Source organism: Micromonospora inyonensis (assembly GCF_900091415.1).
GTDB lineage: Bacteria > Actinomycetota > Actinomycetes > Mycobacteriales > Micromonosporaceae > Micromonospora > Micromonospora inyonensis.
On record NZ_FMHU01000002.1, the window covers coordinates 1,907,655 to 1,930,639 of the forward strand.

Sequence of the window (22,985 nt, forward strand, 5' to 3'; positions counted from 1 at the left end):
GCGTCGACCTACCAAGGGCTCGCATTCGGCGGCACCCGGCGCACCTTCTCCGGTTGCAGCATCAGCGCCCCCACGGGTGTCACCGGACCCACGGGAGTGAGCGCCTGCATGATCACCGCGAGCGAGAACAACGCTCAGGGCCGGGTCGAGGGACTCCACCAGGTCCACGGCGGGATCACCCCCGCATGCGCGGGGAGCAGCGTCCGTCATCGCGGCGACCCCGCACCACGATCCGCTCGCCCTCGTCGGCCACGTCCGCTACGACCAGCGGAGAAAGACCCGAAAACACCGTCCGCGCAAGCTCATCGACATCCTTCACGCCAGTGTCGACGACCCCCACGACTCTCCGTCACCACCGAATGTGAGACAGGGCCGAAATCCTACGCAGTCCCGGGTGGTGAACCCACTGCCAGGATTCAGTCGTGGGGTAACGGGGGGGGGTGGTGGGATGAGCGCGTTGAGTGATGAGGAGCTGTTGGTCGAGGTGTGTGCGGCCCTGGATTTCAGGGCGAGGCGGTGGGCCTCTGTCGTTGTGTCTGGGTGAACACGGAGGCCATCGGTTCCGAGCTGGTTGCGGACATGAGTGGCGGTGCGCGGGGCTGTTTCGCGTGGGAACGAGATGGCCGACGGCCGAGGCGTTGGTGCGCTGCTGGGTGATTGGCATTGAGTGCCCCTGGTGGGGGTGGGGAGGGGGCGTTGGCGGTGGCTGAGGCTGCTGTTCCTTCCGTGGGTCTCAGTGAGTCGTCGAAGCAGGCCCTGGAGGCGTTCACCGGGATGCGGTTGCACCGGTCGAATCTGCCGGTGTTGGCGTACGACCTGAACGCGTTGGAGGTGCTGGCGGAGCGGGTGCGGACCCTGTTGGTTCCGGAGCTGATCCAGGCGATCAAGGCGGTTCGGGCGGCGGGCGAGGGTGAGGTCTTCGACCGGTTCGTGGCGCAGACCGCTCCGTTCGTGGAACTGCTGGACCGGGTCGCCGATCTGAAGGTGAACGCGGCCCAGGCGATGCGGGACTTCCTGAACCAGATGGAGCTGACGGATCGTCAGGCGCTGGTCATGTTCATCTTCATGATGACGGAGCTGGCGGTCGCGTTCGCGATGGCGTTCTTCCTGCCGGTGGAGGCGGCGGCGCACATCGTGAAGACCCGGACGATCATCCAGACGATCCTGCGGTCGTCGATGGTGCGGGCGGCGGCGAGCAGCACGGCGATCCAGATGTTGTTCATGCCGGGGTCGTCGTTGTTGGCGCAGATCAGCATGCTGGCTGATGGTCTGATGCCGGGGATCGACTGGGCGCAGGTCGGCAAGCAGGCGTTGTACGGGTTGGCGGTGGCGGGTGTCACCACGGCGGCCGCGCCGGCGTTGGCCCGTTTCGCCGGTGCCGTCGGTGGTGGTCTGGCGCACCTCGGGGTGTCGGGTTCCACGCGTGACCTGTTGACCAGTCTGTTGATGGTGCCGGTGTCGGAAGTCGGCATGGAGGTGGTCGGCGACGCCGCCGCCAGCTACATCGTCGACGGGACCTACGACCCCAGTGGTCTCGCTCTGGCCGCGGCGTCCGGGGCGGCGTCGGCGGGAAATGAGCTGGCCGGGACCGCGGCCGGGGCCGCTGCGCGTCGTGTGGCTGTCGGTTTGGGGTTCAATCCGACCCGGCCCCGGTGGAACATGCCCGGTGGCACCGGTTTCACCGCCGACGGTAAGCCGGTCGCGCCGGTACCGCCGATACCCGCGCCGGTCACTGCGGACCCGTCCCTGTACCAGCCGGAGGTCGGGGATCCCGCGGGTGCGGGGTCGGGGGGGCAGGCCCCGGTGTCCGTCCCGCTGGTGCCGGCACCGGTCCTGTCCGCGCCGGCGTGGTCGGCACCGGACCTGCCGGTGCCGTCGTGGTCCGTGCCGAGCTTCTCGGTGCCGACGGTGCCGGTGGTGCCCGTGCCGGAGTGGGTAGCGGTCGCTGGTGCGTTGGTGGTGGAGCAGTGGCAGCGGTTCCAGCGGGAACTGGTGGACCACTATGGTGGACTGCTGGCCGGGATGGGGCAGGCGCGGCAGTTCCTGGCCGCGCTTCCCGTGTCGGTTGAGCGGGTGTTCGCCGGGTGGGTCGACGCCCGGCGGGGTGATCGGGCTGTTGCGGCTTTCCTGTCCGCGGTCGGTCTGCCCGCTGCCGCGTTGACCGAGGGGTATCTGACGGGTGTCCGGCAGCGGGCGGTGGCCCGGGTGGTCGAGGCGTTGGCGTTCTCCGGTGGGCGGATCCCGGCCGAGGTGCGGGCGCGGCAGGTGATCGCCGGGCTGCCGGCGGAGTTCGACCGGCAGGCGCTGCGCTCGCTCGCGCACCTGGCCGTTCAACACCACATCGACCAGTACCTCGCCGCCGGCCTACCCACAGGCACCGGCACGCCGACAGGCCCCGGCACGCCGACAGACGCTGGCGTGTCGGGGGGCGCTGGGGCGGTGGTGCCGTCCGCTGGCGTGCTCAGGGCGGTCGAGGGCGGCGTGTGGAGCCAGGTGGACCGTGGGGTCGATGTGATCCTCGGTGCCCCTGCCGTGCTGCCGGGTGTGGTGGCCGGTCCCGACGCCGGGCAGGTCAGTGCCGTGGGGAGGGTGGTCCGGCAGGCGGTTACCGACCTGTCCGCCCGTTTCTCGGCCGTGACGGTCCCCGGCGTCACCGGAGCGGCCGCCGGTGTGGCTACGGTCGATGTCGAGGAAGGCGGGCGTGTCGGCGGGCCGGCGGTGCCGGTGATGTCTGAGCGGCACACCGCGGCGGCGGCTGGTCTGGCGCAGGCCCAGTTCACCGCGTTGGCCCGCCGGTACGGTGTCGATCCGGCCGGTCATGCGGCGTTGGTCACCTCGTTCCAGCGGGAGTGGGTGGACGGGTACCACAAGGTGCTCGTGTCGGCCGGCGGGAGCGTGACGCCCGGGACGGCGGATGTGGTCGGGGCCCTCGGTACGGTGCCGGGTGGTGCCGGCTCCCATGGCGGTGGCATGTCGATCGTCGACGTCGTCAGCGTCGGTGATACGGCGTCGGTCAGTGACGTGTCTATGGCAAGCGGTGGAGTGTTCAGCCCCGATCTCGGCTCCCGGGACACGGATTCGACCGGTTTCAGGGACTCGGGTTCGATCAGTGATGTGTCGTTGCTGGACGAGTCGATCAGTGCCGGCTCTGGCGGTCTCGGCGAGCGGGCCGTCGCGGCGACTGGGCCGGCCGTGGAACGAATCCACGATCTCGCCAGCGGCGGCTACGGCCGTGCCAGCGACGCTCAGCTGCGCCGGCTCGCTGCGGACCTCGGTATCCAGGCGGCGTCGCCGGACGGGGTCCTGCCCCAACTGTTCGAGGTGTCCAGGGATGTCGTCATGGCGGACACGGTCAGCGGTGTGTACTTCGCCGACCCGGTGGTGGCGGATCTGGACGCGGCGGCGGATCGCACGGCGGCGCAGGCGCTGCCGTCGGTGGAGGGATGGTTCACCATCGCCGGGCACCGGAACCTGGCCGAGCGGCTGGCCGACGATCCGGTGCGTCAGGCCTTGTTCCTCCGGATGATCACCGCCTCGCCCGCCTGGCAACACGCCGTCGCGCAGGCGCGACAGCGCGGCGGCGGCATACCTGACATCTTGCTGGTCTGGTGTGACGCGGCATGGCGGGGACCGGGGCAGGCCACCTCCTTCGGTGAATGGTTGCGCACCCGGCTGCGTGCCCGGCGGCTGATGTCGTCCACGCACGAGGTGGACCAGATGCCCGGCGAGTTGCGGCCACACGGGGACGAGCCGGTGCGGTCGGTGTTGTTCTCGGATGGTTCGGTGGAGTTGTTCGGGCCGGATCTGGTGGAGGCGGTACGGACCGCGGACATCGTCGAGAACGGGCAGGAACCCGGCGTGCGCTGGCCGGATCAGGAGGACTTCGCCGCCGCTGGCGGTCGGCACCGGTGGGCCGGCAACACCTCAGACGGGCAGTCGACCGATCCAGCGGAAGGCGGCGACCCGTCTGGTCCTGGCCCGGTGTCCGCCGCCCAGTGGGTGTGGGGCCCGTCGCGGGATCCAGGGGCGCAGTTGCCGGTGCCGGGCCCTGCCCTCGGACCGGACCGCCCGCAGGGTGAGGACCTGTCCTGGCTGGACCACGGGGCTACGGTGCCGATGTCCGGGCTGGTACCTGCCCCGCCGGCGGGCACGGGTCTGCCAGGGCTGTCAGGGCTGCCCGGGCCGTTGGACGACCCGGACGCCCCCACCGCATCGTCCTGGCCGGCAGGGCCGGCCGCGTCGTCCTGGCCGGCGGGGTGGGCGGAACCGGGGTGGCCGATACCCGGCATGGGCGTGACCGACGGGCACGGTGCGGCGATGTCCACCGACTTCGACCAGCCGAGCATCGACAATCAGGCCAGCGACGGCGGGAACCTCGGCGACTGGGCCGGCGACGGCGGGAACCTCGGCGACTGGGCCACCTACCAGGGGCCGGACATGGACTGGCAGCCATACCTCGCACCCTCCCCGGCGGTGGCCCGCACCGACGCCGGCACTGTCCACGCCGGCGACACCCTCCATCACCCGGCCGACGAGCCACCCACCACGCCCGCCTCGCCGCAACCCGACCAACCCCAACCCCAACCCGCTGCGGGCAGCCGGCGGGTGCGCGACCCGGGCGAGGCCCGGGCGCTGTTCGACCAGCACGCCGACCACATCGCCACCACAACACGGCAGCGGGAACAGCTGCGGCAGTTGTGGAACGCCCTGATCGACCGGATGGACGACAACGGGATCATCACCGCCAGCGAGCCAGACCTCGCCGAGGCGACATCCGCACAGCAGCAGACGGTGCATGCCCGGATCGGGGCATTGCTGCGCGGCAGTGCTCTGCTGCATCTGGTGCAGGAAGGTCACGGTGGCGGGGCGGCGCGGTACGGGGTGAGCGATCCGGGTCAGCCCCGGCAAGCACCACTGCCGGCCCCTCCCGAAGGCAGCCAGTGGCTGCGCGACCCGGATGAGGCCCGGGCGCTGTTCGACCAGCACGCCGACCACATCGCCACCACAACACGGCAGCGGGAACAGCTGCGGCAGTTGTGGAACGCCCTGATCGACCGTATGGACGACAACGGGATCATCACCGCCAGCGAGCCAGACCTCGCCGAGGCGACATCCACACCGAAGCCGACGGTGCATCACCGGATCGGGGCATTGCGCGGCAGTGCTCTGCTGCAGCGGGTCCAGGAAAGTCACGGTCGCGGGGCGGCACGGTACGGGGTGAGCGATCCGGGTCAGCCCCAGCAAGCACCACTGCCGGCCCCTCCCGAAGGCAGCCAGTGGCTGCGCGACCCGGATGAGGCCCGGGCGCTGTTCGACCAGCACGCCGACCACATCGCCACCACAACACGGCAGCGGGAACAGCTGCGGCAGTTGTGGAACGCCCTGATCGACCGGATGGACGACAACGGGACCATCACCGCCAGCGAGTCAGACCTCGCCAAGGCGACATCCACACCGCAGCAGACGGTGCATAACCGGATCGGGGCATTGCGCGGCAGTGCTCTGCTGCAGCTGGTCCAGGAAGGTCACGGTGGCGGGGCGGCGCGGTACGGGGTGAGCGATCCGGGTCAGCCCCAGCAAGCACCGTTACCGGCCCTTCCCGCAGACAGCCGATGGGTGCGCGACCCGGATAGGGCCCGGACGCTGTTCGACCAGCACGCCGACCACATCGCCACCACAACGCAGCAGCGGGAACAGCTGCGGCAGTTGTGGAACGCCCTGATCGACCATATGGACGACAACGGGATCATCACCGCCAGCGAGCCAGCCCTCGCCGAGGCGACATCCACACCGAAGCAGACGGTGCATCACCGGATCGGGGCATTGCGCGGCAGTGCTCTGCTGCAGCTGGTCCGGGAAGGTCGCGGTGGCGGGGCGGCGCGGTACGGGGTGAGCGATCCGGGTCAGCCCCGGCAAGCACCGTTGCCGGGCCCTGCCCTCGGACCGGACCGCCCGCAGGGTGAGGACCTGTCCTGGCTGGACCACGGGGGTACGTTGCCGATGTCCGGGCCTGCACCTGCCCCGCCGGCGGGCACGGGTCTGCCAGGGCTGCCCGGGCCGTTGGACGACCCGGACGCCCCCACCGCGTCGTCCTGGCCGGCGGGGTGGGCGGAACCGGGGTGGCCGGTACCCGGCATGGGCGTGACCGACGGGCACGGTGCGGCGATGTCCACCGACTTCGACCAGCCGGGCATCGACGATCAGGCCAGCGACGGCGGGAACCTCGGCGACTGGGCCGGCGAGGGCGGGAACCTCGGCGACTGGGCCACCTACCAGGAGCCGGACATGGACTGGCAGCCATACCTCGCGCCCTCCCCGGCGGTGGCCCGCACCGACGCCGGCACTGTTCACGCCGGCGACACCCTCCATCACCCGGCCGACGAGCCACCCACCACGCCCGCCTCGCCGCACCCCGACCAACCCCAACCCCAACCCCAACCCCAACCAGCTGCGGGCAGCCGGCGGGTGCGCGACCCGGGCGAGGCCCGGGCGCTGTTCGACCAGCACGCCGACCACATCGCCACCACAACACGGCAGCGGGAACAGCTGCGGCAGTTGTGGAACGCCCTGATCGACCGGATGGACGACAACGGGATCATCACCGCCAGCGAGTCAGCCCTCGCCGAGGCGACATCCGCGCAGCAGTCGACGGTGCATGACCGGATCGGGGCATTGCTGCGCGGCAGTGCTCTGCTGCAGCTGGTCCAGGAAGGCCACGGTGGCGGGGCGGCGCGGTACCGGGTGAGCGATCCGGGTCAGCCCCAGCAAGCACCGTTACCGGCCCTTCCCGCGGGCAGCCGATGGGTGCGCGACCCGGAGGGGGCCCGGACGCTGTTCGACCAGCACGCCGACCACATCGCCACCACAACACGGCAGCGGGAACAGCTGCGGCAGTTGTGGAACACCCTGATCGACCGGATGGACGACGACGGGATCATCACCGCCAGCGTGTCAGCCCTCGCCGAGGCGACATCCACACCGCAGCAGACGGTGCATCACCGGATCGGGGCATTGCTGCGCGGCAGTGCTCTGCTGCAGCTGGTCCAGGAAAGTCACGGTGGCGGGGCGGCGCGGTACGGGGTGAGCGATCCGGGTCAGCCCCGGCAAGCGCCGTTGCCGGGCCCTGCCCTCGGACCGGACCACCCGCAGGGTGAGGACCTGTCCTGGCTGGACCACTGGGATACGCTGCCGATGTCCGGGCCGGTACCTGCCCCGCCGGCGGGCACGGGTCTGCCCGGGCTGTCAGGGCTGCCCGGGCTGTCAGGGCTGCCCGGGCCGTTGGACGACCCGTACGCCCCCACGGCATCGTCCTGGCCGACGGGGCCGGCCGCGTCGTCCTGGCCGGCGGGGTGGGCGGAACCAGCGGGGCCGGTTCCCGGCACTGGTGTGACCGACGGGCACCGTGCTGCGATGTCCACCGACTTCGACCAGCCGAGCACCGACAATCAGGCCAGCGACGGCGGGAACCTCGGCGACTGGGCCGGCGAGGGCGGGAACCTCGGCGACTGGGCCACCTACCAGGGGCCGGACATGGACTGGCAGCCATACCTCGCACCCTCCCCGGCGGTGGCCCGCACCGACGCCGGCACTGTTCACGCCGGCGACACCCTCCATCACCCGGCCGACGAGCCACCCACCACCCTCGCCCCACTCCACCCCGACCAACCCCAACCCACTGCGGGCAGCCGGTGGGTGCGCGACCCGGATGAGGGCCGGGCGCTGTTCGACCAGCACGCCGACCACATCGCCACCACAACACGGCAGCGGGAACAGCTGCGGCAGTTGTGGAACGCCCTGATCGACCGGATGGACGACAACGGGATCATCACCGCCAGCGAGTCAGACCTCGCCAAGGCGACAACCACACCGCCGCGGACGGTGCATGACCGGATCGGGGCATTGCGCGGCAGTGCTCTGCTGCAGCTGGTCCAGGAAGGCCACGGTCGCGGGGCGGCGCGGTACCGGGTGAGCGATCCGGGTCAGCCCCAGCAAGCACCGTTACCGGCCCTTCCCGAAGGCAGCCGATGGGTGCGCGACCCGGATAGGGCCCGGACGCTGTTCGACCAGCACGCCGACCACATCGCCACCACAACACGGCAGCGGGAACAGCTGCGGCAGTTGTGGAACGCCCTGATCGACCGGATGGACGACGACGGGACCATCACCGCCAGCGAGTCAGACCTCGCCAAGGCGACAACCACACCGCCGCGGACGGTGCATGACCGGATCGGGGCATTGCGCGGCAGTGCTCTGCTGCGGCTGGTCCAGGAAGGCCACGGTCGCGGGGCGGCGCGGTACCGGGTGAGCGATCCGGGTCAGCCCCAGCAAGCACCGTTACCGGCCCTTCCCGCAGGCAGCCGATGGGTGCGCGACCCGGATAGGGCCCGGACGCTGTTCGACCAGCACGCCGACCACATCGCCACCACAACACGGCAGCGGGAACAGCTGCGGCAGTTGTGGAACGCCCTGATCGACCATATGGACGACAACGGGATCATCACCGCCAGCGAGTCAGCCCTCGCCGAGGCGACAACCACACGGCAGTCGACGGTGCATAGCCGGATCGGGGCATTGCGCGGCAGTGGTCTGCTGCAGCTGGTCCGGGAAAGTCACGCTGGCGGGGCGGCGCGGTACCGGGTGAGCGATCCGGGTCAGCCCCAGCAAGCACCGTTACCGGCCCTTCCCGCAGGCAGCCGATGGGTGCGCGACCCGGATGAGGCCCGGACGCTGTTCGACCAGCACGCCGACCACATCGCCACCACAACACGGCAGCGGGAACAGCTGCGGCAGTTGTGGAACGCCCTGATCGACCATATGGACGACAACGGGATCATCACCGCCAGCGAGCCAGCCCTCGCCGAGGCGACATCCACACCGAAGCAGACGGTGCATCACCGGATCGGGGCATTGCGCGGCAGTGCTCTGCTGCAGCTGGTCCGGGAAGGCCACGGTGGCGGGGCGGCGCGGTACGGGGTGAGCGATCCGGGTCAGCCCCGGCAAGCACCGCTGCCGGGCCCTGCCCTCGGACCGGACCACCCGCAGGGTGAGGACCTGTCCTGGCTGGACCACGGGGCTACGGTGCCGATGTCCGGGCCTGCACCTGCCCCGCCGGCGGGCACGGGCCTGCCAGGGCTGCCCGGGCCGCTGGACGACCCGGACGCCCCCACCGCATCGGCCTGGCCGACGGGGCCGGCCGCGCCGTCCTGGCCGGCGGGGTGGGCGGAACCAGCGGGGCCGGTTCCCGGCACTGGTGTGACCGACGGGCACGGTGCTGCGATGTCCACCGACTTCGGCCAGCCGAGCACCGACAATCAGGCCGGCGACGGCAGCGGGAACCCCGGCGACTGGGCCACCTACCCGGTGGACCCAGCCGATCTGCTCGGTGTGGACCCAGCCGACCTGCTCGTCCTGCTTGATCCGCTCCATCCGGCGTGGGTCGGCCCGCCCACGGCCGTGGACATGGAACCCGACCCCGGGCCGCAACCGATGGATCCGCCCCGGCCGCAGGCCCCACCCGGCCCGACATCGTGGTCGCAGCCCAGCGGCGACCAGCCCAGCCAGTTCCCAGGGACTCAGTCGTTCCCGCCCGGACCGGGCGTGCAGGATCCGGCACCTCAGTTGCCGATGCCCGGGCCCGCACCTGCCTCGTCGGCGGGCACGGGTCTGCCTGGGCTGCCCGGGCCGTTGGACGACCCGGACGCCCCCACAGCGTCGTCCTGGCCGGCGGGGCCGGCCGCGTCGTCCTGGCCGGCGGGGTGGGCGGAACCAGCGGGGCCGGTTCCCGGCACTGGTGTGACCGACGGGCACGGTGCTGCGATGTCCACCGACTTCGGCCAGCCGAGCACCGACAATCAGGCCGGCGACGGCAGCGGGAACCCCGGCGACTGGGCCACCTACCCGGTGGACCCAGCCGATCTGCTCGGTGTGGACCCAGCCGACCTGCTCGGTGTGGACCCAGCCGACCTGCTCGTCCTGCTTGATCCGCTCCATCCGGCGTGGGTCGGCCCGCCCACGGCCGTGGACATGGAACCCGACCCCGGGCCGCAACCGATGGATCCGCCCCGGCCGCAGGCCCCACCCGGCCCGACATCGTGGTCGCAGCCCAGCGGCGACCAGCCCAGCCAGTTCCCAGGGACTCAGTCGTTCCCGCCCGGACCGGGCATGCAGGATCCGGCACCTCAGTCGCCGATGCCCGGGCCCGCACCTGCCCCGTCGGCGGGCACGGGTCTGCCTGGGCTGCCCGGGCCGCCAGACGACCCGGACGCCCCCACAGCGTCGTCCTGGCCGGCGGGGCCGGCCGCGTCGTCCTGGCCGGCGGGGTGGGCGGAACCAGCGGGGCCGGTTCCCGGCACTGGTGTGACCGACGGGCACGGTGCTGCGATGTCCACCGACTTCGACCAGCCGAGCACCGACAATCAGGCCGGCGACGGCAGCGGGAACCTCGGCGACTGGGCCACCTACCAGGAGCCGGACATGGACTGGCAGCCATCCCTCGCACCCTCCCCGGCGGTGACCCGCACCGACGCCGGCACTCTCCACACCGGCGACACCCTCCATCACCCGGCCGACGAGCCACCCACCACCCCCGCCCCACTCCACCCCGACCAACCCCAACCCACTGCGGGCAGCCGATGGGTGCGCGACCCGGATAGGGCCCGGGCGCTGTTCGACCAGCACGCCAGCCACATCGCCACCACAACGCAGCAGCGGGAACAGCTGCGGCAGTTGTGGAACGCCCTGATCGACCGGATGGACGACGACGGGATCATCACCGCCAGCGAGTCAGCCCTCGCCGAGGCGACATTCGCACCGCGGCCGACGGTGCATGACCGGATCGGGGCATTGCGCGGCAGTGCTCTGCTGCAGCTGGTCCAGGAAGGCCACGCTGGCGGGGCGGCGCGGTACCGGGTGAGCGATCCGGGTCAGCCCCAGCAAGCACCGTTACCGGCCCTTCCCGAAGGCAGCCGATGGGTGCGCGACCCGGATAGGGCCCGGACGCTGTTCGACCAGCACGCCAGCCACATCGCCACCACAACACGGCAGCCGGAACAGCTGCGGCAGTTGTGGAACACCCTGATCGACCATATGGACGACGACGGGATCATCACCGCCAGCGTGTCAGCCCTCGCCGAGGCGACATTCACACCGCGGCCGACGGTGCATCGCCGGATCGGGGCATTGCGCGGCAGTGCTCTGCTGCAGCTGGTCCAGGAAGGCCACGCTGGCGGGGCGGCGCGGTACCGGGTGAGCGATCCGGGTCAGCCCCAGCAAGCACCGTTACCGGCCCTTCCCGAAGGCAGCCGATGGGTGCGCGACCCGGATAGGGCCCGGACGCTGTTCGACCAGCACGCCAGCCACATCGCCACCACAACACGGCAGCGGGAACCGCTGCGGCAGTTGTGGAACGCCCTGATCGACCGTATGAACGACGACGGGATCATCACCGCCAGCGAGTCAGACCTCGCCAAGGCGACAACCACACCGCGGCCGACGATGCATCGCCGGATCGGGGCATTGCGCGGCAGTGGTCTGCTGCGGCTGGTCCGGGAAGGTCACGGTGGCGGGGCGGCGCGGTACGGGGTGAGCGATCCGGGTCAGCCCCAGCAAGCACCGTTGCCGGGCCCTGCCCTCGGACCGGACCACCCGCAGGGTGAGGACCTGTCCTGGCTGGACCACGGGGCTACGGTGCCGATGTCCGGGCCGGCACCTGCCCCGCCGGCGGGCACGGGCCTGCCCGGGCTACCCGGGCCGCTGGACGACCCGGACGCCCCCACCGCGTCGTCCTGGCAGGCGGGGTGGACGGAACCGGGGTGGCCGGATCCCGACAGTGATGTGACCACCCACGGTGCTGCGATGTCCACCGACCCCGGCCAGCCGCGCAATCAGGCCGACGAGAGCAGCGGGAACCTCGACGACTGGGCCACCCACCAGGGGCCGGACATGGACTGGCAACCATCCCCAGCGGTGACCCGCACCGACGCCGGCACTCTCCACGCCGGCGACACCCCCCATCACCCGGCCGACGAGCCACCCACCACCGCCCCACTGCACCCCGACCAACCCCAACCCCAACCCACTGCGGACAGCCAGTGGGTGCGCGACCCGGATGATGCCCGGACGCTGTTCGACCAGCACGCCGGCCACAACGCCCCCGCAACGCGGCAGCGGGATCAGCTGCGGAAGTTGTGGAACGCCCTGATCGACCATATGAACGGCGACGGGCTCATCACCGTCACCGAGTCAGACCTCGCCGCGGCGACATCCACACCGCAGCGGACGGTGCATGACCGGATTGGGGTATTGCGCGACCGTGGTCTGCTGCAGCTGGTCCAGGAAGCAAACGGTGGCGGGGCGGCGCGGTACAGGGTGAGCGATCCGGGGTCAGCCCCGGCAAGCATCGGTGCCGGGCCCTGCCCCCGGACCGGACCGCCCGCAGGGTAGTGAGGATCTGTCCTGGCTGAACCACGGGGATACGTCGCTGATGCCCGGGCCGGCACCTGCCCCGCCGGCGGGCACGGGTCTGCCTGGACTCTCAGGGCTGCCCCGGCCGCTGGACGCCCCGGACGCCCCCCACCGCGTCGTCCTGGCAGGCGGGGCCGGACGCGTCGGCCTGCACGGTGGGGTGGGCGGGACCGGCGGGGCCCGTTTCCGCCGGGTTACGGCCGGGGTGCGGCGGCCGCCGCCCCGTGCCGGGTGGGCCACCCGCACCAGCCGGGTCCGTGGCCACTTCTACTACCGAGTGGCGTGGTCGCCGCCCGCGTGCAGTCGCGGTGACGTCCCGACCTGCTCGCGTCGGTACGGCCGCCGCCGGGGTCGTCGGTCGGTGGGCGCGGTCGAGGTGTTCAGGCTGTTCGGAGATGGTGCGAGGTGGCGACACGACCAGGTCACGGGCTGGCGTCGACTGAGGGACTTCCCGCCGCGCTGGACGCCGCCGGCGATGAGCCGATCACGGTACGCCCGGCCGACGTCGTGCGGGCGCTGGCCCAGGTTGCCCGGCGCACCGGCCCGGCGGCCGCGTAGCCGCAAACTGCCTCGGCCTTACCCCGTTCAAGCACGGGGGCGATGTTCGTGCAGCGCCGGCGATCGACCCCCTGTGCCAGCGTCCTGTCCGGCTGGACTCAGGTCAAAGGCAGTCATCTGGAGGGGGAGGGGAGGCCGCCGGTCTCCAGGTGATCCCCCCAGGAGCCGACTCGCTGGCCGGTCCAGGTTCAGGTCAAGAGCGCCACTGTGGCGGTGTCCGTGCCGCTAGCGGCACGTGACACGCCAGCCGGGCACACGTCCTCTCAGCCGCAGCCCGGGGGCCGTGGCGGTCAGCGTGCGAGATGCTGCGTCGGCCAGTCGCACAGCCGGATGATCTGCTGGAGTCCCGGTGAGCTGGGTACCGAGAACGGGATGCACTGAGCCAGCCCATCGGCGTAGGGGTGCCAGTAACGAACGTGTCACCAGCCGCCAAACAGTTGATCTTGGCTGGCAGCGCGGCCGTGGCTGAGAGACGTTCATGCTGGTGTCCCGTTTGGGGAACCCTCAACGGACACCCGCCTGGCCGGTCGACGGCTGACCCTGACCAGCGTGGGAGACGTCTCACATAGGGTGTCCGGTGATCTGTACGGTGACCGGGGGCTATCCGTTACGATCCGGACGTGACGGCGATCTCGATCGGGTACGCCCGCTGCTCCACCGACAAGCAAGACCTCGAAGCGAACCGGCAGATCCTGCTCGACCTCGGGGTGCTCGCCGACCGGATCCACCTCGACCGGGCGTACTCCGGCACCAGCCGGGCCCGGCCCGGCCTGGACCAGGCCCTCGCCGCGGTCCGGACCGGCGACACCCTCGTTGTACCGAAACTCGACCGGCTCGCCCGTTCCGTGCCCGACGCCCGGCAGATCGGTGACTCCCTCGCCGCCCGCAGCATCCGGCTGCAGCTCGGCGCGATGATCTACGACCCAACGGATCCGATGGGCAAGATGTTCTTCAACATCCTGGCCACGTTCGCTGAGTTCGAGGTGGACCTGCTGCGGATGCGTACCCGCGAGGGCATGGCGATCGCCCGGGCCAAGGGCAAACTCAAAGGCCGGGCGCCGAAGCTGTCACCGACCCGGCAGGCGCACCTGCTTAAGCTGCACGCCGCCAAGGAACACACCATCGCCGAACTCGCCGAGCTGTTCGAGGTGTCCCGCCCGACGGTGTACCGAGTCCTCGAACGCGCCAGCGTCACGACAGCCACAGCGGATGCGGCATGAACGCCGCAACCACGTATTCCACCCCCGGCCTGAACACCCCCATTGGAAGCGAGCACCACACCGTGTCGATCACCGCTGACAGAACCGCCCTCACCGACCCGGCCCGGCTGGCTGCGGTGCGCCGTTACGAGATCCTCGACGCTCCCACCGACGGCCAGTTCGACACCATCGCGGCGGCCGCCGCGGCGGTGTGCGGCACCCCGATCGCCACGGTCAGCATCGTCGACGCCGACCGGGTCTGGTTCGCCGCGGCCAAAGGACTGGATGGCGTAGCGCAGGTCGGCACCGAACCCGGGCTGTGCGCGTCGGCGTTCTGCGCCGACGGCCCGTACGTGGTCAACGACGCGGTGACGGATCCGCGCACTCTCGACCATCCGTTGGTCCGTGGCGAGCTGGGGCTACGGTTCTACGCCGCCGCCCCGATCGTCACCGCCGACGGGCACCACCTCGGCACGGTCACCGCGATCGACGCCATGCCTCGGGAGTTGACCGAGGCGCAGAGGACCGTGCTCGGCTATCTCGCCGACCAGGTCGCGCAGCACCTGGAGCTGCGCCTGGCCACCATCAAAGCGGTACGCGCCGAACGCCAGTTGCGCGACGATGCCGAGCAACGCGCCGCCGCCGCCGCCGAGCTCGCCGCCCAGATGCGAGCCGCGGCTGCCGTACAGGCCACCACGCCGCACCCCGCGCACTGCCAGCTCGGCGGAACCGCCGGCTGCACCGCACCGGCCGAGCTGAAGATCGCCGACTCGTGGGGTGACTCCGCGTGGGGCTGCGCCAACCACGTCGAGGAAGCCATCATCAACGTGCGCTCGGTGTTCATCGCCAGCGAAGAACTCGGCGGCCTAGCCGCCTACCTCAACCGCTGACAGCGAGCCGGATTCGGCTTCCGCCCGGGCCGGTCCAGCCGCGCAGCAGCCGGTCGGCGGTCACCGGTAGCACCCTCGCGGGCTTCTTCGTCATCCGGGCGTGGCCTCCTCGCCGACCGCGGTGCTTGCGGCGCCGCGGTCGTAGTCGATGCGTTTGTCTAGGTCCAGCTCGAACGTGCCGTGCAGCGCCACGTTGGACCAGAACAGCGGGGTCAGCCCGCGCAGGTCGTTGGCGGTGAGCCGGCCGGCGAAGTCCGCGTCGTCGAGGACCCGGTCGACCAGGCGGGTGTTGATGAGCACCAGCGCGGACTGCAGCAGGTGCAGGCAGAGCATGGAGATTTTCTGGGCCTCGCGGTCGGCGCCGGGCAGCTCGGCCTCGCGGCCGTAGTGGATGGCCACGTTCGCCGAGTTCCACTGCTCGACGACCTGCAACCCCTCGTGGATCTCGCGGCGCAAGGCGGGGTCGGCGAGGTAGTCGGCGATGAACGCCGTCCTGACCGCACGGCCCAACTCTTCTATCGCGGCGAGGGTGGGGTGCTTTGGGCCGCGGTTGTGGAAGCGGCGCAGGATCTGCTCGGCCTCGGCGGTGCCGAGCTGCAACGCCCGCGCGTACTTGATCATCTGGTCGTACTGCTGGGTGATCAGGTCCCAGTTGATCGCCCGGGTCAGCACTGGCTCCAACCCCGGGTAGGACGGGGTGTTGGTAAGAACCGCGACACCCGGGGCCAATCCCGACGGTCCACGAAGATCAACTACTCGGCCCCTGGATTACGACAACGATCGTGGTTCGTCGCGGGCGGTCACGGACATAGCAGGATGCCGGTGGGCGGCGTTCCCGCGACGGTGGTAGTGGTCTCGGATCAGCGCGACAGCGCAGGCCAGAGTGGTCAGGCCGATGCCGATTCCGAAGGCCGGGTGGATGTCCATGCTGGAGGTGACGGCGTTGGCCGCCGCACTGGCAATCAATGCCAGCCACAGCAGCAGGCGGCGTGCGTCCCTACGGGTGTTGGTGTGTTCGGGGGCGTTCATGGCGTGCCTCTCACGTCGGTGACGGTGTCGGCGTGGACGCTATCGAGATCACCGGCGCCACACGATCCAGCTGACACCCACAAGGCAGGTACAGCCTGCTGTACCGCCTGGCCGCCGGTCGGTGATCTATCGTTCAAGCGATCGGTTCGGTTCCTGACCTGGAGGTGCAGTTGTGCGGCGGTACCTGCTGGTCCGGGTCCGGGAGGCGGTGGACGCGCTGGAACACCTGGTGGGCGGTCTCGGCACGGCCGTCCTGGCGTTGGCGTTGCTCCCTTGGATAATTGTCGTGGCGCTGAGTAGCGCGGCCGGTGTGGGTGTCCCGCTCGTCCCGGCGACGATGCGTATGGTGCGGGCGGTCGCCGACCGGGAACGTGCACGATTGTCACGGTGGGGTCCGGACATCGTCGGGGCGGAGCCGTTGCCGTCCAGCGCACGGCGCGCGTTGCGCACCGCGGCGGTTCGCCGGGAATTGGCTTGGACCGCCAGCCACGCAGTATTCGGCTTCGGCATGGGGCTGATAGGGCTGTCTCTGCCCCTGTACGCCATCCAGAATCTGACGTTTCCGCTGTGGTGGCGCCTGCAACCGGCCGGGGAAACCGGCCCGGGCCTCGGCTTGTGGTCCGTGCACGACGCCGTCGACGCCCTCGCGGTGGGGTTGCTCGGCCTCGGCTGGGTGGTCGTGGTCATCGCGGTGGGACCGGTGCTGGCCCGGCTGCAGGCCTGGCCGGGTCGGATCCTGTTGTCAGCTACGACGGCAGCTGATCTGTCGCTACGGGTGGCGCAACTGACCGCGACCCGTGCCGCGGCGCTCGACGCGCACGCCGTCGAGCTGCGGCGTATCGAACGGTCGCTGCACGACGGGACCCAGAATCGGCTGGTCGCCGTGACAGTGCTGCTCGGCGCGGCCCGGCGCGCGCTCAGCCGCGACCCGGCCGGTGTGAAGGACATCCTCGACCGCGCGCAGGATGCCGCCGAACAGGCGCTGGCCGAGCTGCGCACGGTCGCACGCAGCATCCTGCCCCCGGTCCTGGTCGACCGCGGTCTGGCCTCCGCGCTGCAGGGGCTGACCGGTGCGTGTCCGGTGCCGTGTCGGCTCGACCTGCAGGTAGACGGCCGGTGCGCCGTCTCCGTGGAGGCGACCACGTATTTCGCCGTGGCCGAGGCCCTGACCAACGTGGCCCGGCACAGCGGCGCCACCGCCGCCAGTGTCACGGTCTGCCGCAAGGCCGACCGGTTGCTGGTGCGTATCGTCGACGACGGTCGCGGCGGCGCCCAGGAATACCGCGGATCCGGGCTGCGCGGGATCCGGCGGCGCGTCGAGGCGTTCGACGGGGTGTTCACCGTGACCAGCCCGTCCGGGGGGCCGACGACGATGCAGCTGGAGTTGCCGTGCGGATCGTAATCGCGGAAGACGACGCACTGCTACGCGAAGGCCTGGCGTTGCTGCTGCGGGCCGAGGCGCTCGACGTGGTGGCGGCCACCGGCGCTCCGGACGCGTTCCTGGCCGCGGTCGATGAGTACCGCCCCGATGTGGCGATCGTGGATGTCCGGATGCCGCCCACCCACACTGACGAGGGCATCGTCGCCGCCGTCGAGGCCCGTCGCCGGCAACCAGGCCTACCGGTGCTGGTGCTGTCGGCGCACGTCGAACAGACCTTCGCCACCGAACTACTCGCCGGCGGCGCGGCCGGACTCGGCTACCTGCTCAAGGAACGGGTGGGTCGGGTGGAGGAGTTCCTGGTCGCGCTGCACCGGGTGGTCGACGGCGGCACCGCCGTCGACCCCGATGTCGTCGCCCAACTGCTCACCCGGACCCGCCCGGACGGCGCGCTGCAGCGGCTCAGCCCGCGGGAAAGGGACGTGCTCTCCCTGATGGCCGAAGGCTTGGGCAACACCACGATCGCCGAACGGCTGTTCGTCACCGACGGAGCGGTGCACAAACACATCCGCAGCATCTTCGCCAAGCTCGACCTAGCCCCGGACGACCACACCGACCGGCGCGTCACCGCAGTCTTGAAATACTTGCAGGGCAGCCACCGCACTGGCTGACCATCACCTGACCCGCCGCGGTCCCCATCGACCACGAGATCAACCCGGGTTTCCGGGCCGGGTGGCTCGCCGAACGCCTCGACCACGATCGGCCCGGTGCGGCTCGACGGCAGCCACGAGGACCGGCGCCGGCCCTGAAAGCACCCCTCAGGCCGTTAGGGCCGCCCACGAGGTAGCGCAGGCACTACCAGCGCAGTACCCCTGACTGGTAGATCAACCGGGTAGTCAGCCGCAATGACCCCAACGGTGAACCCCGACAAGATCGAAGCATGACAACCGAGACCCACGCCCCCACCAAGTCCCCCCGCTCCTTGCGCAAGACAGCGGTTGTGCTGACAACGGCGGCCGCACTAATCGGCACCGCAGTCGCCGCCCACGCCGATCAGCTCAACCTGGTCAGGCCGGGCGCGCCGACCGTGAACGACGCCCTGCAACGGGAAGTCGCCAAGCATGTCCTGCAGGTCGGCCCGCCCGGGTACATCGCCCGCATCGACAACGGCCGTCGGGTCTACACCCTGGCCCAGGGCGTCGCGGACAAGGCCACCGGCCGCCCCATCACGGTAAGCGACCAGTTCGAGGCCGGCAGCAACACGAAAACCTTCACGGCGGTGCTCGTCCTGCAACAGGTCGACCGCGGCCAGGTCACGCTGGACGCGCCCGTCGAGCAGTACCTGCCGGGCGTCGTTCCCAACGGCGCGAACATCACCGTCCGGATGCTGCTCAACCACTCCAGCGGACTGTTCTCCTACACCGGCGACCCGGACTTCTTCACCGACATGGAGAAGGACCCGCAGCATGTCCACACCGACGCGGAACTGCTCGCCATGGCGTTCAAGCACGAGCCCTCCTTCGCCCCCGGCAAGGGCTGGATGTACTCGAACACCAACTACACCCTGCTCGGAATGATCCTGCAGAAGCAGACCGGCAAGAGCATGCCCGCCCTGGTGGACGAACGCATCACCACGCCGCTCCGCCTGAAGGACACCTACTACGCCGACCCGAAGGCGACCGACACCGGCCCGGGCTACGCCCACGGCTACGCGATCAAGTACGCCAGCGGCACCCCGCAGTACACCGACATCTCCGACCGGCCGCTCGGTAGCTGGGCCGGCGCAGCGGGCGCGATGATCTCCACAACAAGCGATCTCTCCCGCTTCTTCTCCGCTGTCCTGCAGGGCAAACTGTTCTCCCAGACGCAGCTCAAGCAGATGAAGACCACGGTGGCCCTGCCGAAGGACTTCCCGCTCAAGGGCGGCTACGGCCTCGGCCTGGTCCGGATCGAGTCGCCCTGCGGCACCGTCTGGGGTCACGGCGGCGACACCATGGGACACCACAGCACCGCCGTGGCGAGCGAAGACGGTCGACGTACCGCGGTCACCGACAGCACCGCCGGACCCAACGACGCGGCGGAGAACCCCGGTGTGCAGCGCTACTACCAGACCATCGTCTTCGGTGCCGACACCGTGAACATCTGCCAGATGCTCGGCAAGTCGGCCCCGTCCGAGGTCCTGCAGAACCTTCGCGGCATCACCCCCACTAGCACTGGTAAGTGATAGCTCTCCCAGGCACCCGCGTCCGCAACGCGGTGCCTGGGTCGGCGGATAGACGCGATCGAGCAGGCCAACGCTGAGCACGCGCAGCGCGCCAACGGCAGCCTCCCTGCGATCGTGCGCCCCCGGCCTGCCCGCGTCCTCGACGCGATCAACCCCGAGCTGGCAGCCCGGATCCAGGGCCGCCCCCTCGACCGGCTCACGTAGCTGGGGCAGCTGTCGCTGCTCCCGCGTCCACATACCGAAACGGCGGGAAATCGTGGAGTGACCTTCCGACAATCCGCGCCCTTGAGGCGATCACCCCAGGTCCAGGTCTAAGTGGTTCGGGGCGTAAGTCCTTCGGGGGTTATGCGGCCAGGGCGTGTGCGGCAGGCTGGTGATCGCAGCCGGTGGGCTGTTGGAGGTTGTGCTCTTTCTGTTCGTGTCGCTCGATCCGGGCCATGAGGTCCTCGAGGTCGGCCGGGGTGAATCTCCATCTGAAGGGCCGGGCGGTCGCGTTGTAGCGCTGCTCGAAGGCGGTGAGCCGGTCTTCGACCTGGTCGAGGCTGGTGAAGTCGTTGGGTGTCAGGACCTTGCGCTGGATGATCGAGAAGTAGATCTCCACCTGGTTGACCCAGGAGGCGTGGATCGGGGTGTGGACCATGACCGCGTTCGGGAACCGCCGGCTGAGCCGGTCGGCGGCGGCCTGGCCGCGGTGTGAGGAGCCGTTGTCGACCACCCAGAACACCCGTTTCGCCGAGGCGTAGGGCTCTTTGGTCATGACCTGCTCGACCAGGGTCATGAACGGCAGGATGCCGGTCTTCGCGTTGCGGTGGGAGAACACTCGGGCCTGGTGGACGTCGTAGGCGGCCAGGTAGGTGAGGGCGCCTTTGCGCTGGTACTCGTGGTTGACCCGCATCATCCGGGCGACGCCGGGTGCCAGGGTGGGGTGGCAGCGGCAGCGGGCCTGGATGCTGGTTTTCTCGTCGCTGGAGATCACGTACTCGTCATCGCCGAGCGGGACGCCGTCGAACGTGCGGGCGTAGAGGCCGAGCACGCGGGCGGCTTTGACGGCGAACTGCGGGTCGCGGATGAAGATCCAGGACTGGTGCTGCCAGGGCTTGAGCGTGTCGCGGGCCAGGATCCGGCGGATGGTGGACGCCGAGATCGCCGCGACGATGCCCCGGTCGACGGCTTCAGCGGCCAGGTCCGGGCACGTCCACTTCGACAGTGGTGTGCCGGTCTCGGCCGGCAACTGGCAGGCCAGGGCTTTGACCTCGGCGACCTGGACCGGCGTGAACCGTGGTGGCCGTCCCGGGCGGGGCCGGTCGGTGAGGCCGGCGAGGCCTTCGTCGGCGAACCGGCCGCGCCAGCGCCGCACGGTATCAACGGTGAGGTCGTGTCGGCGGGCGATCGCGGCGTTGGAGTGCCCACGGGCCGCATCGCAGACGATCCGGGCCCGGACGACCTGCTGATATGCGGCGGTGTGGGAGTAGGCCAGAGCGGTGAGCCCGCGCCGTTCGGCGGCGGTCAGGGTAATCGGGCGAGCGTGAGGGGCAGGCACCGGCCAGCTTCCGTTGGAGATGATCTCGTTCAGGGCTGGTCGAGGATGCCGGTCAGGCGGGCCGCAACCCGACAGGACACGCCGGAGGCGGCAGGATGTGAACCTATGCCGGTCATCCCTGCCTCCACGAAGACGTCCCTGCCGCAGCGACTGCGGGCACGGGCCAGGGCGAACTGGCCGCAGTTGGCCGCGGTGCACGTGCGCTACCAGGGTCAGTTCGCCTACGTCACCGTCGAGTTGACCGGCGGCCAGCAACTGCCGGTGATGCGACTGCGCTACAGCGGATCCGCCCACCGCTGGAGCCTCGCCACTTACCGGGCCAGTAACAACAGCTACGAAGACCAGTACTGGTTCAGCGGCACCACCGAAGAAGCACTCGACTTCGTCTGCGACGTCCTCATCAGCCCGATCACCGACTGGCCGCATCCAAGCACCGAACCGTCAACCCCCGAAGGACTTGTGAGGTTCCCCCGATAGTGTGGAGGCCAGACCTAAGGGGATAGATGGTCATGGCTGAAACGAGGAGACGGTTCGACCGGGAGTTCCGTGAGGGCGCCGTGCGGATCGTGCGGGAGACGGGTAAGCCGATCGCGCAGGTCGCTCGGGATCTGGGTATCAACAACGGCACTTTGGCGAACTGGGTGGCGCAGGAGCGTCGGGCTCGGGGCGAGGCCGCCGCGGGTGGTCTCGGTGAGGACGAACGCGCCGAGCTGGCCAGGCTGCGTAAGGAAAACGCTGAGCTGGCGATGGAGCGTGATGTCCTCAAGCGATCCGTGGTCCTGTGGGTCAAGGAGGCGACGAAGTGACCGTGGCCCGCTTCGTCGCCGCCCAGAGGACCGAGCATGCCGTGCCGCACGCGGTGACCTGCCGGGCGCTGGGGCTGTCGCAGTCGTGGTTCTACAAGTGGCGTGACCGGCGACCCACCGCACGGCAGGCCCGCCGCGATGCCCTCGACGAGGCGATCCGGGCAGCGTTCGACGCCTCCGGCGGCACCTACGGCTCCCCGCGGGTGACCCAGGACCTGCACGCCGACGGGTGGCAGGTGTCGGTCAACACCGTCGCGGCCCGCATGGCGCGGCTGGGTCTGGCCGGACGCACCCCGCGCCGCCGACGCGCCCTCACCAAGCAGGGCAAACGGCCGGTGGCACCGGACCGGGTCCGGCGGCAGTTCACCGCCGTCGCACCGGACGTGTTGTGGTGCGGCGACATCACCGAGATCGTTACCGACGAGGGCAAGCTGTACCTGGCCACGGTGATCGATCTGCACTCCCGCCGGCTGCTCGGCTACGCCATGGGCGACCGGCACGACGCCGACCTGACCCAGGCCACCCTGAGCATGGCCGCCGCGACCCGCGGCGGCACCGTGGACGGAGTGATCTTCCACAGCGACCGCGGCAGCGAGTACACCGCCGCCGAATACGCCACCGCCTGCCGCCGGCTGGGTGTCCTGCAATCGATGGGCCGGGTCGGCTGCGCCCTGGACAACGCCGCCGCGGAGGCGTTCAACTCCACCATCAAGGTCGAGTACATCCACCGGCAGCGGTTCCGCACCCGCGCCGAAGCCCGACTCAAGATCGCCACCTGGATCGTCGATTTCTACAACACCCGCCGACGCCACAGCGCCTGCGATGGCATGTCACCCATCGACTACGAACGCTTCATCGCCCAAGCCCGCCTGGCTCAGGCAGCTTAAACAGCCCTCCAC

13 protein-coding genes are annotated in these 22,985 nt (G+C 70.5%); 10 read left to right on the forward strand and 3 right to left on the reverse strand.

The window, feature by feature from the left end; all coding sequences use genetic code 11:
• The first annotated feature begins 726 nt into the window (after nt 1-726).
• The 4 genes from GA0074694_RS22970 to GA0074694_RS22980 all read left to right on the forward strand — a co-directional run bounded on the left by GA0074694_RS22970 (nt 727) and on the right by GA0074694_RS22980 (nt 15,109).
• Nucleotides 727-12,441, forward strand: a complete 11,715-nt coding sequence (locus tag GA0074694_RS22970; RefSeq protein ID WP_091461712.1) for a hypothetical protein — start codon at nt 727-729, stop codon at nt 12,439-12,441.
• A 426-nt stretch (nt 12,442-12,867) separates the two neighbouring features.
• Nucleotides 12,868-13,020, forward strand: a complete 153-nt coding sequence (locus GA0074694_RS31940; protein ID WP_176738086.1) for a hypothetical protein — start codon at nt 12,868-12,870, stop codon at nt 13,018-13,020.
• 620 nt (nt 13,021-13,640) lie between these two features.
• Nucleotides 13,641-14,240: a recombinase family protein gene (locus GA0074694_RS22975; RefSeq protein WP_091461714.1), complete on the forward strand. Its 600-nt coding sequence runs from the start codon at nt 13,641-13,643 to the stop codon at nt 14,238-14,240.
• On the forward strand, nt 14,237-15,109 hold the full coding sequence (locus tag GA0074694_RS22980; protein ID WP_091461717.1) for a GAF domain-containing protein: 873 nt from the start codon (nt 14,237-14,239) through the stop codon (nt 15,107-15,109). Before GA0074694_RS22975 ends, GA0074694_RS22980 begins: the two co-directional genes overlap by 4 nt.
• Nucleotides 15,110-15,199: 90 nt before the next feature.
• Here the strand turns inward: GA0074694_RS22980 and GA0074694_RS22985 are convergent, their stop codons facing one another.
• Nucleotides 15,200-15,838: a Tn3 family transposase gene (locus GA0074694_RS22985; RefSeq protein ID WP_091461719.1), complete on the reverse strand. Its 639-nt coding sequence runs from the start codon at nt 15,836-15,838 to the stop codon at nt 15,200-15,202.
• Nucleotides 15,839-15,877: 39 nt separating this feature from the next.
• Entirely contained in the window at nt 15,878-16,138 is a 261-nt protein-coding gene (locus tag GA0074694_RS22990) for a hypothetical protein (RefSeq protein WP_091461722.1), read from the reverse strand.
• 229 nt (nt 16,139-16,367) lie between these two features.
• On the opposite strand from GA0074694_RS22990, the gene GA0074694_RS22995 reads away from it, so the two are divergent.
• From GA0074694_RS22995 to GA0074694_RS23005, 3 genes are all read left to right on the forward strand, one after another.
• Nucleotides 16,368-17,540: a sensor histidine kinase gene (locus tag GA0074694_RS22995; RefSeq protein WP_245714858.1), complete on the forward strand. Its 1,173-nt coding sequence runs from the start codon at nt 16,368-16,370 to the stop codon at nt 17,538-17,540.
• A complete protein-coding gene (locus GA0074694_RS23000) occupies nt 17,528-18,187 on the forward strand; it encodes a response regulator transcription factor (protein WP_091461727.1) in 660 nt (219 codons plus the stop codon). Before GA0074694_RS22995 ends, GA0074694_RS23000 begins: the two co-directional genes overlap by 13 nt.
• A gap of 269 nt (nt 18,188-18,456) precedes the next feature.
• Nucleotides 18,457-19,740, forward strand: coding sequence for a serine hydrolase domain-containing protein (locus GA0074694_RS23005; protein ID WP_091461729.1), 1,284 nt, complete (start codon nt 18,457-18,459; stop codon nt 19,738-19,740).
• Nucleotides 19,741-20,083: 343 nt separating this feature from the next.
• Here the strand turns inward: GA0074694_RS23005 and GA0074694_RS23010 are convergent, their stop codons facing one another.
• Entirely contained in the window at nt 20,084-21,280 is a 1,197-nt protein-coding gene (locus GA0074694_RS23010; protein WP_218105780.1) for an IS630 family transposase, read from the reverse strand.
• Nucleotides 21,281-21,385: 105 nt separating this feature from the next.
• Between GA0074694_RS23010 and GA0074694_RS23015 the strand changes: the two genes are divergently transcribed.
• Genes GA0074694_RS23015 through GA0074694_RS23025 form a run of 3 tightly spaced genes read left to right on the forward strand, consistent with a single transcriptional unit; the run spans nt 21,386 to nt 22,973 of the window.
• Nucleotides 21,386-21,757: a hypothetical protein gene (locus GA0074694_RS23015; protein WP_176738088.1), complete on the forward strand. Its 372-nt coding sequence runs from the start codon at nt 21,386-21,388 to the stop codon at nt 21,755-21,757.
• 32 nt (nt 21,758-21,789) lie between these two features.
• A complete protein-coding gene (locus GA0074694_RS23020; protein ID WP_091458880.1) occupies nt 21,790-22,086 on the forward strand; it encodes a transposase in 297 nt (98 codons plus the stop codon).
• Entirely contained in the window at nt 22,083-22,973 is an 891-nt protein-coding gene (locus GA0074694_RS23025) for an IS3 family transposase (RefSeq protein WP_091455425.1), read from the forward strand. The genes GA0074694_RS23020 and GA0074694_RS23025 overlap by 4 nt, the downstream gene beginning before the upstream one ends.
• The last annotated feature ends 12 nt before the right edge of the window (nt 22,974-22,985 follow it).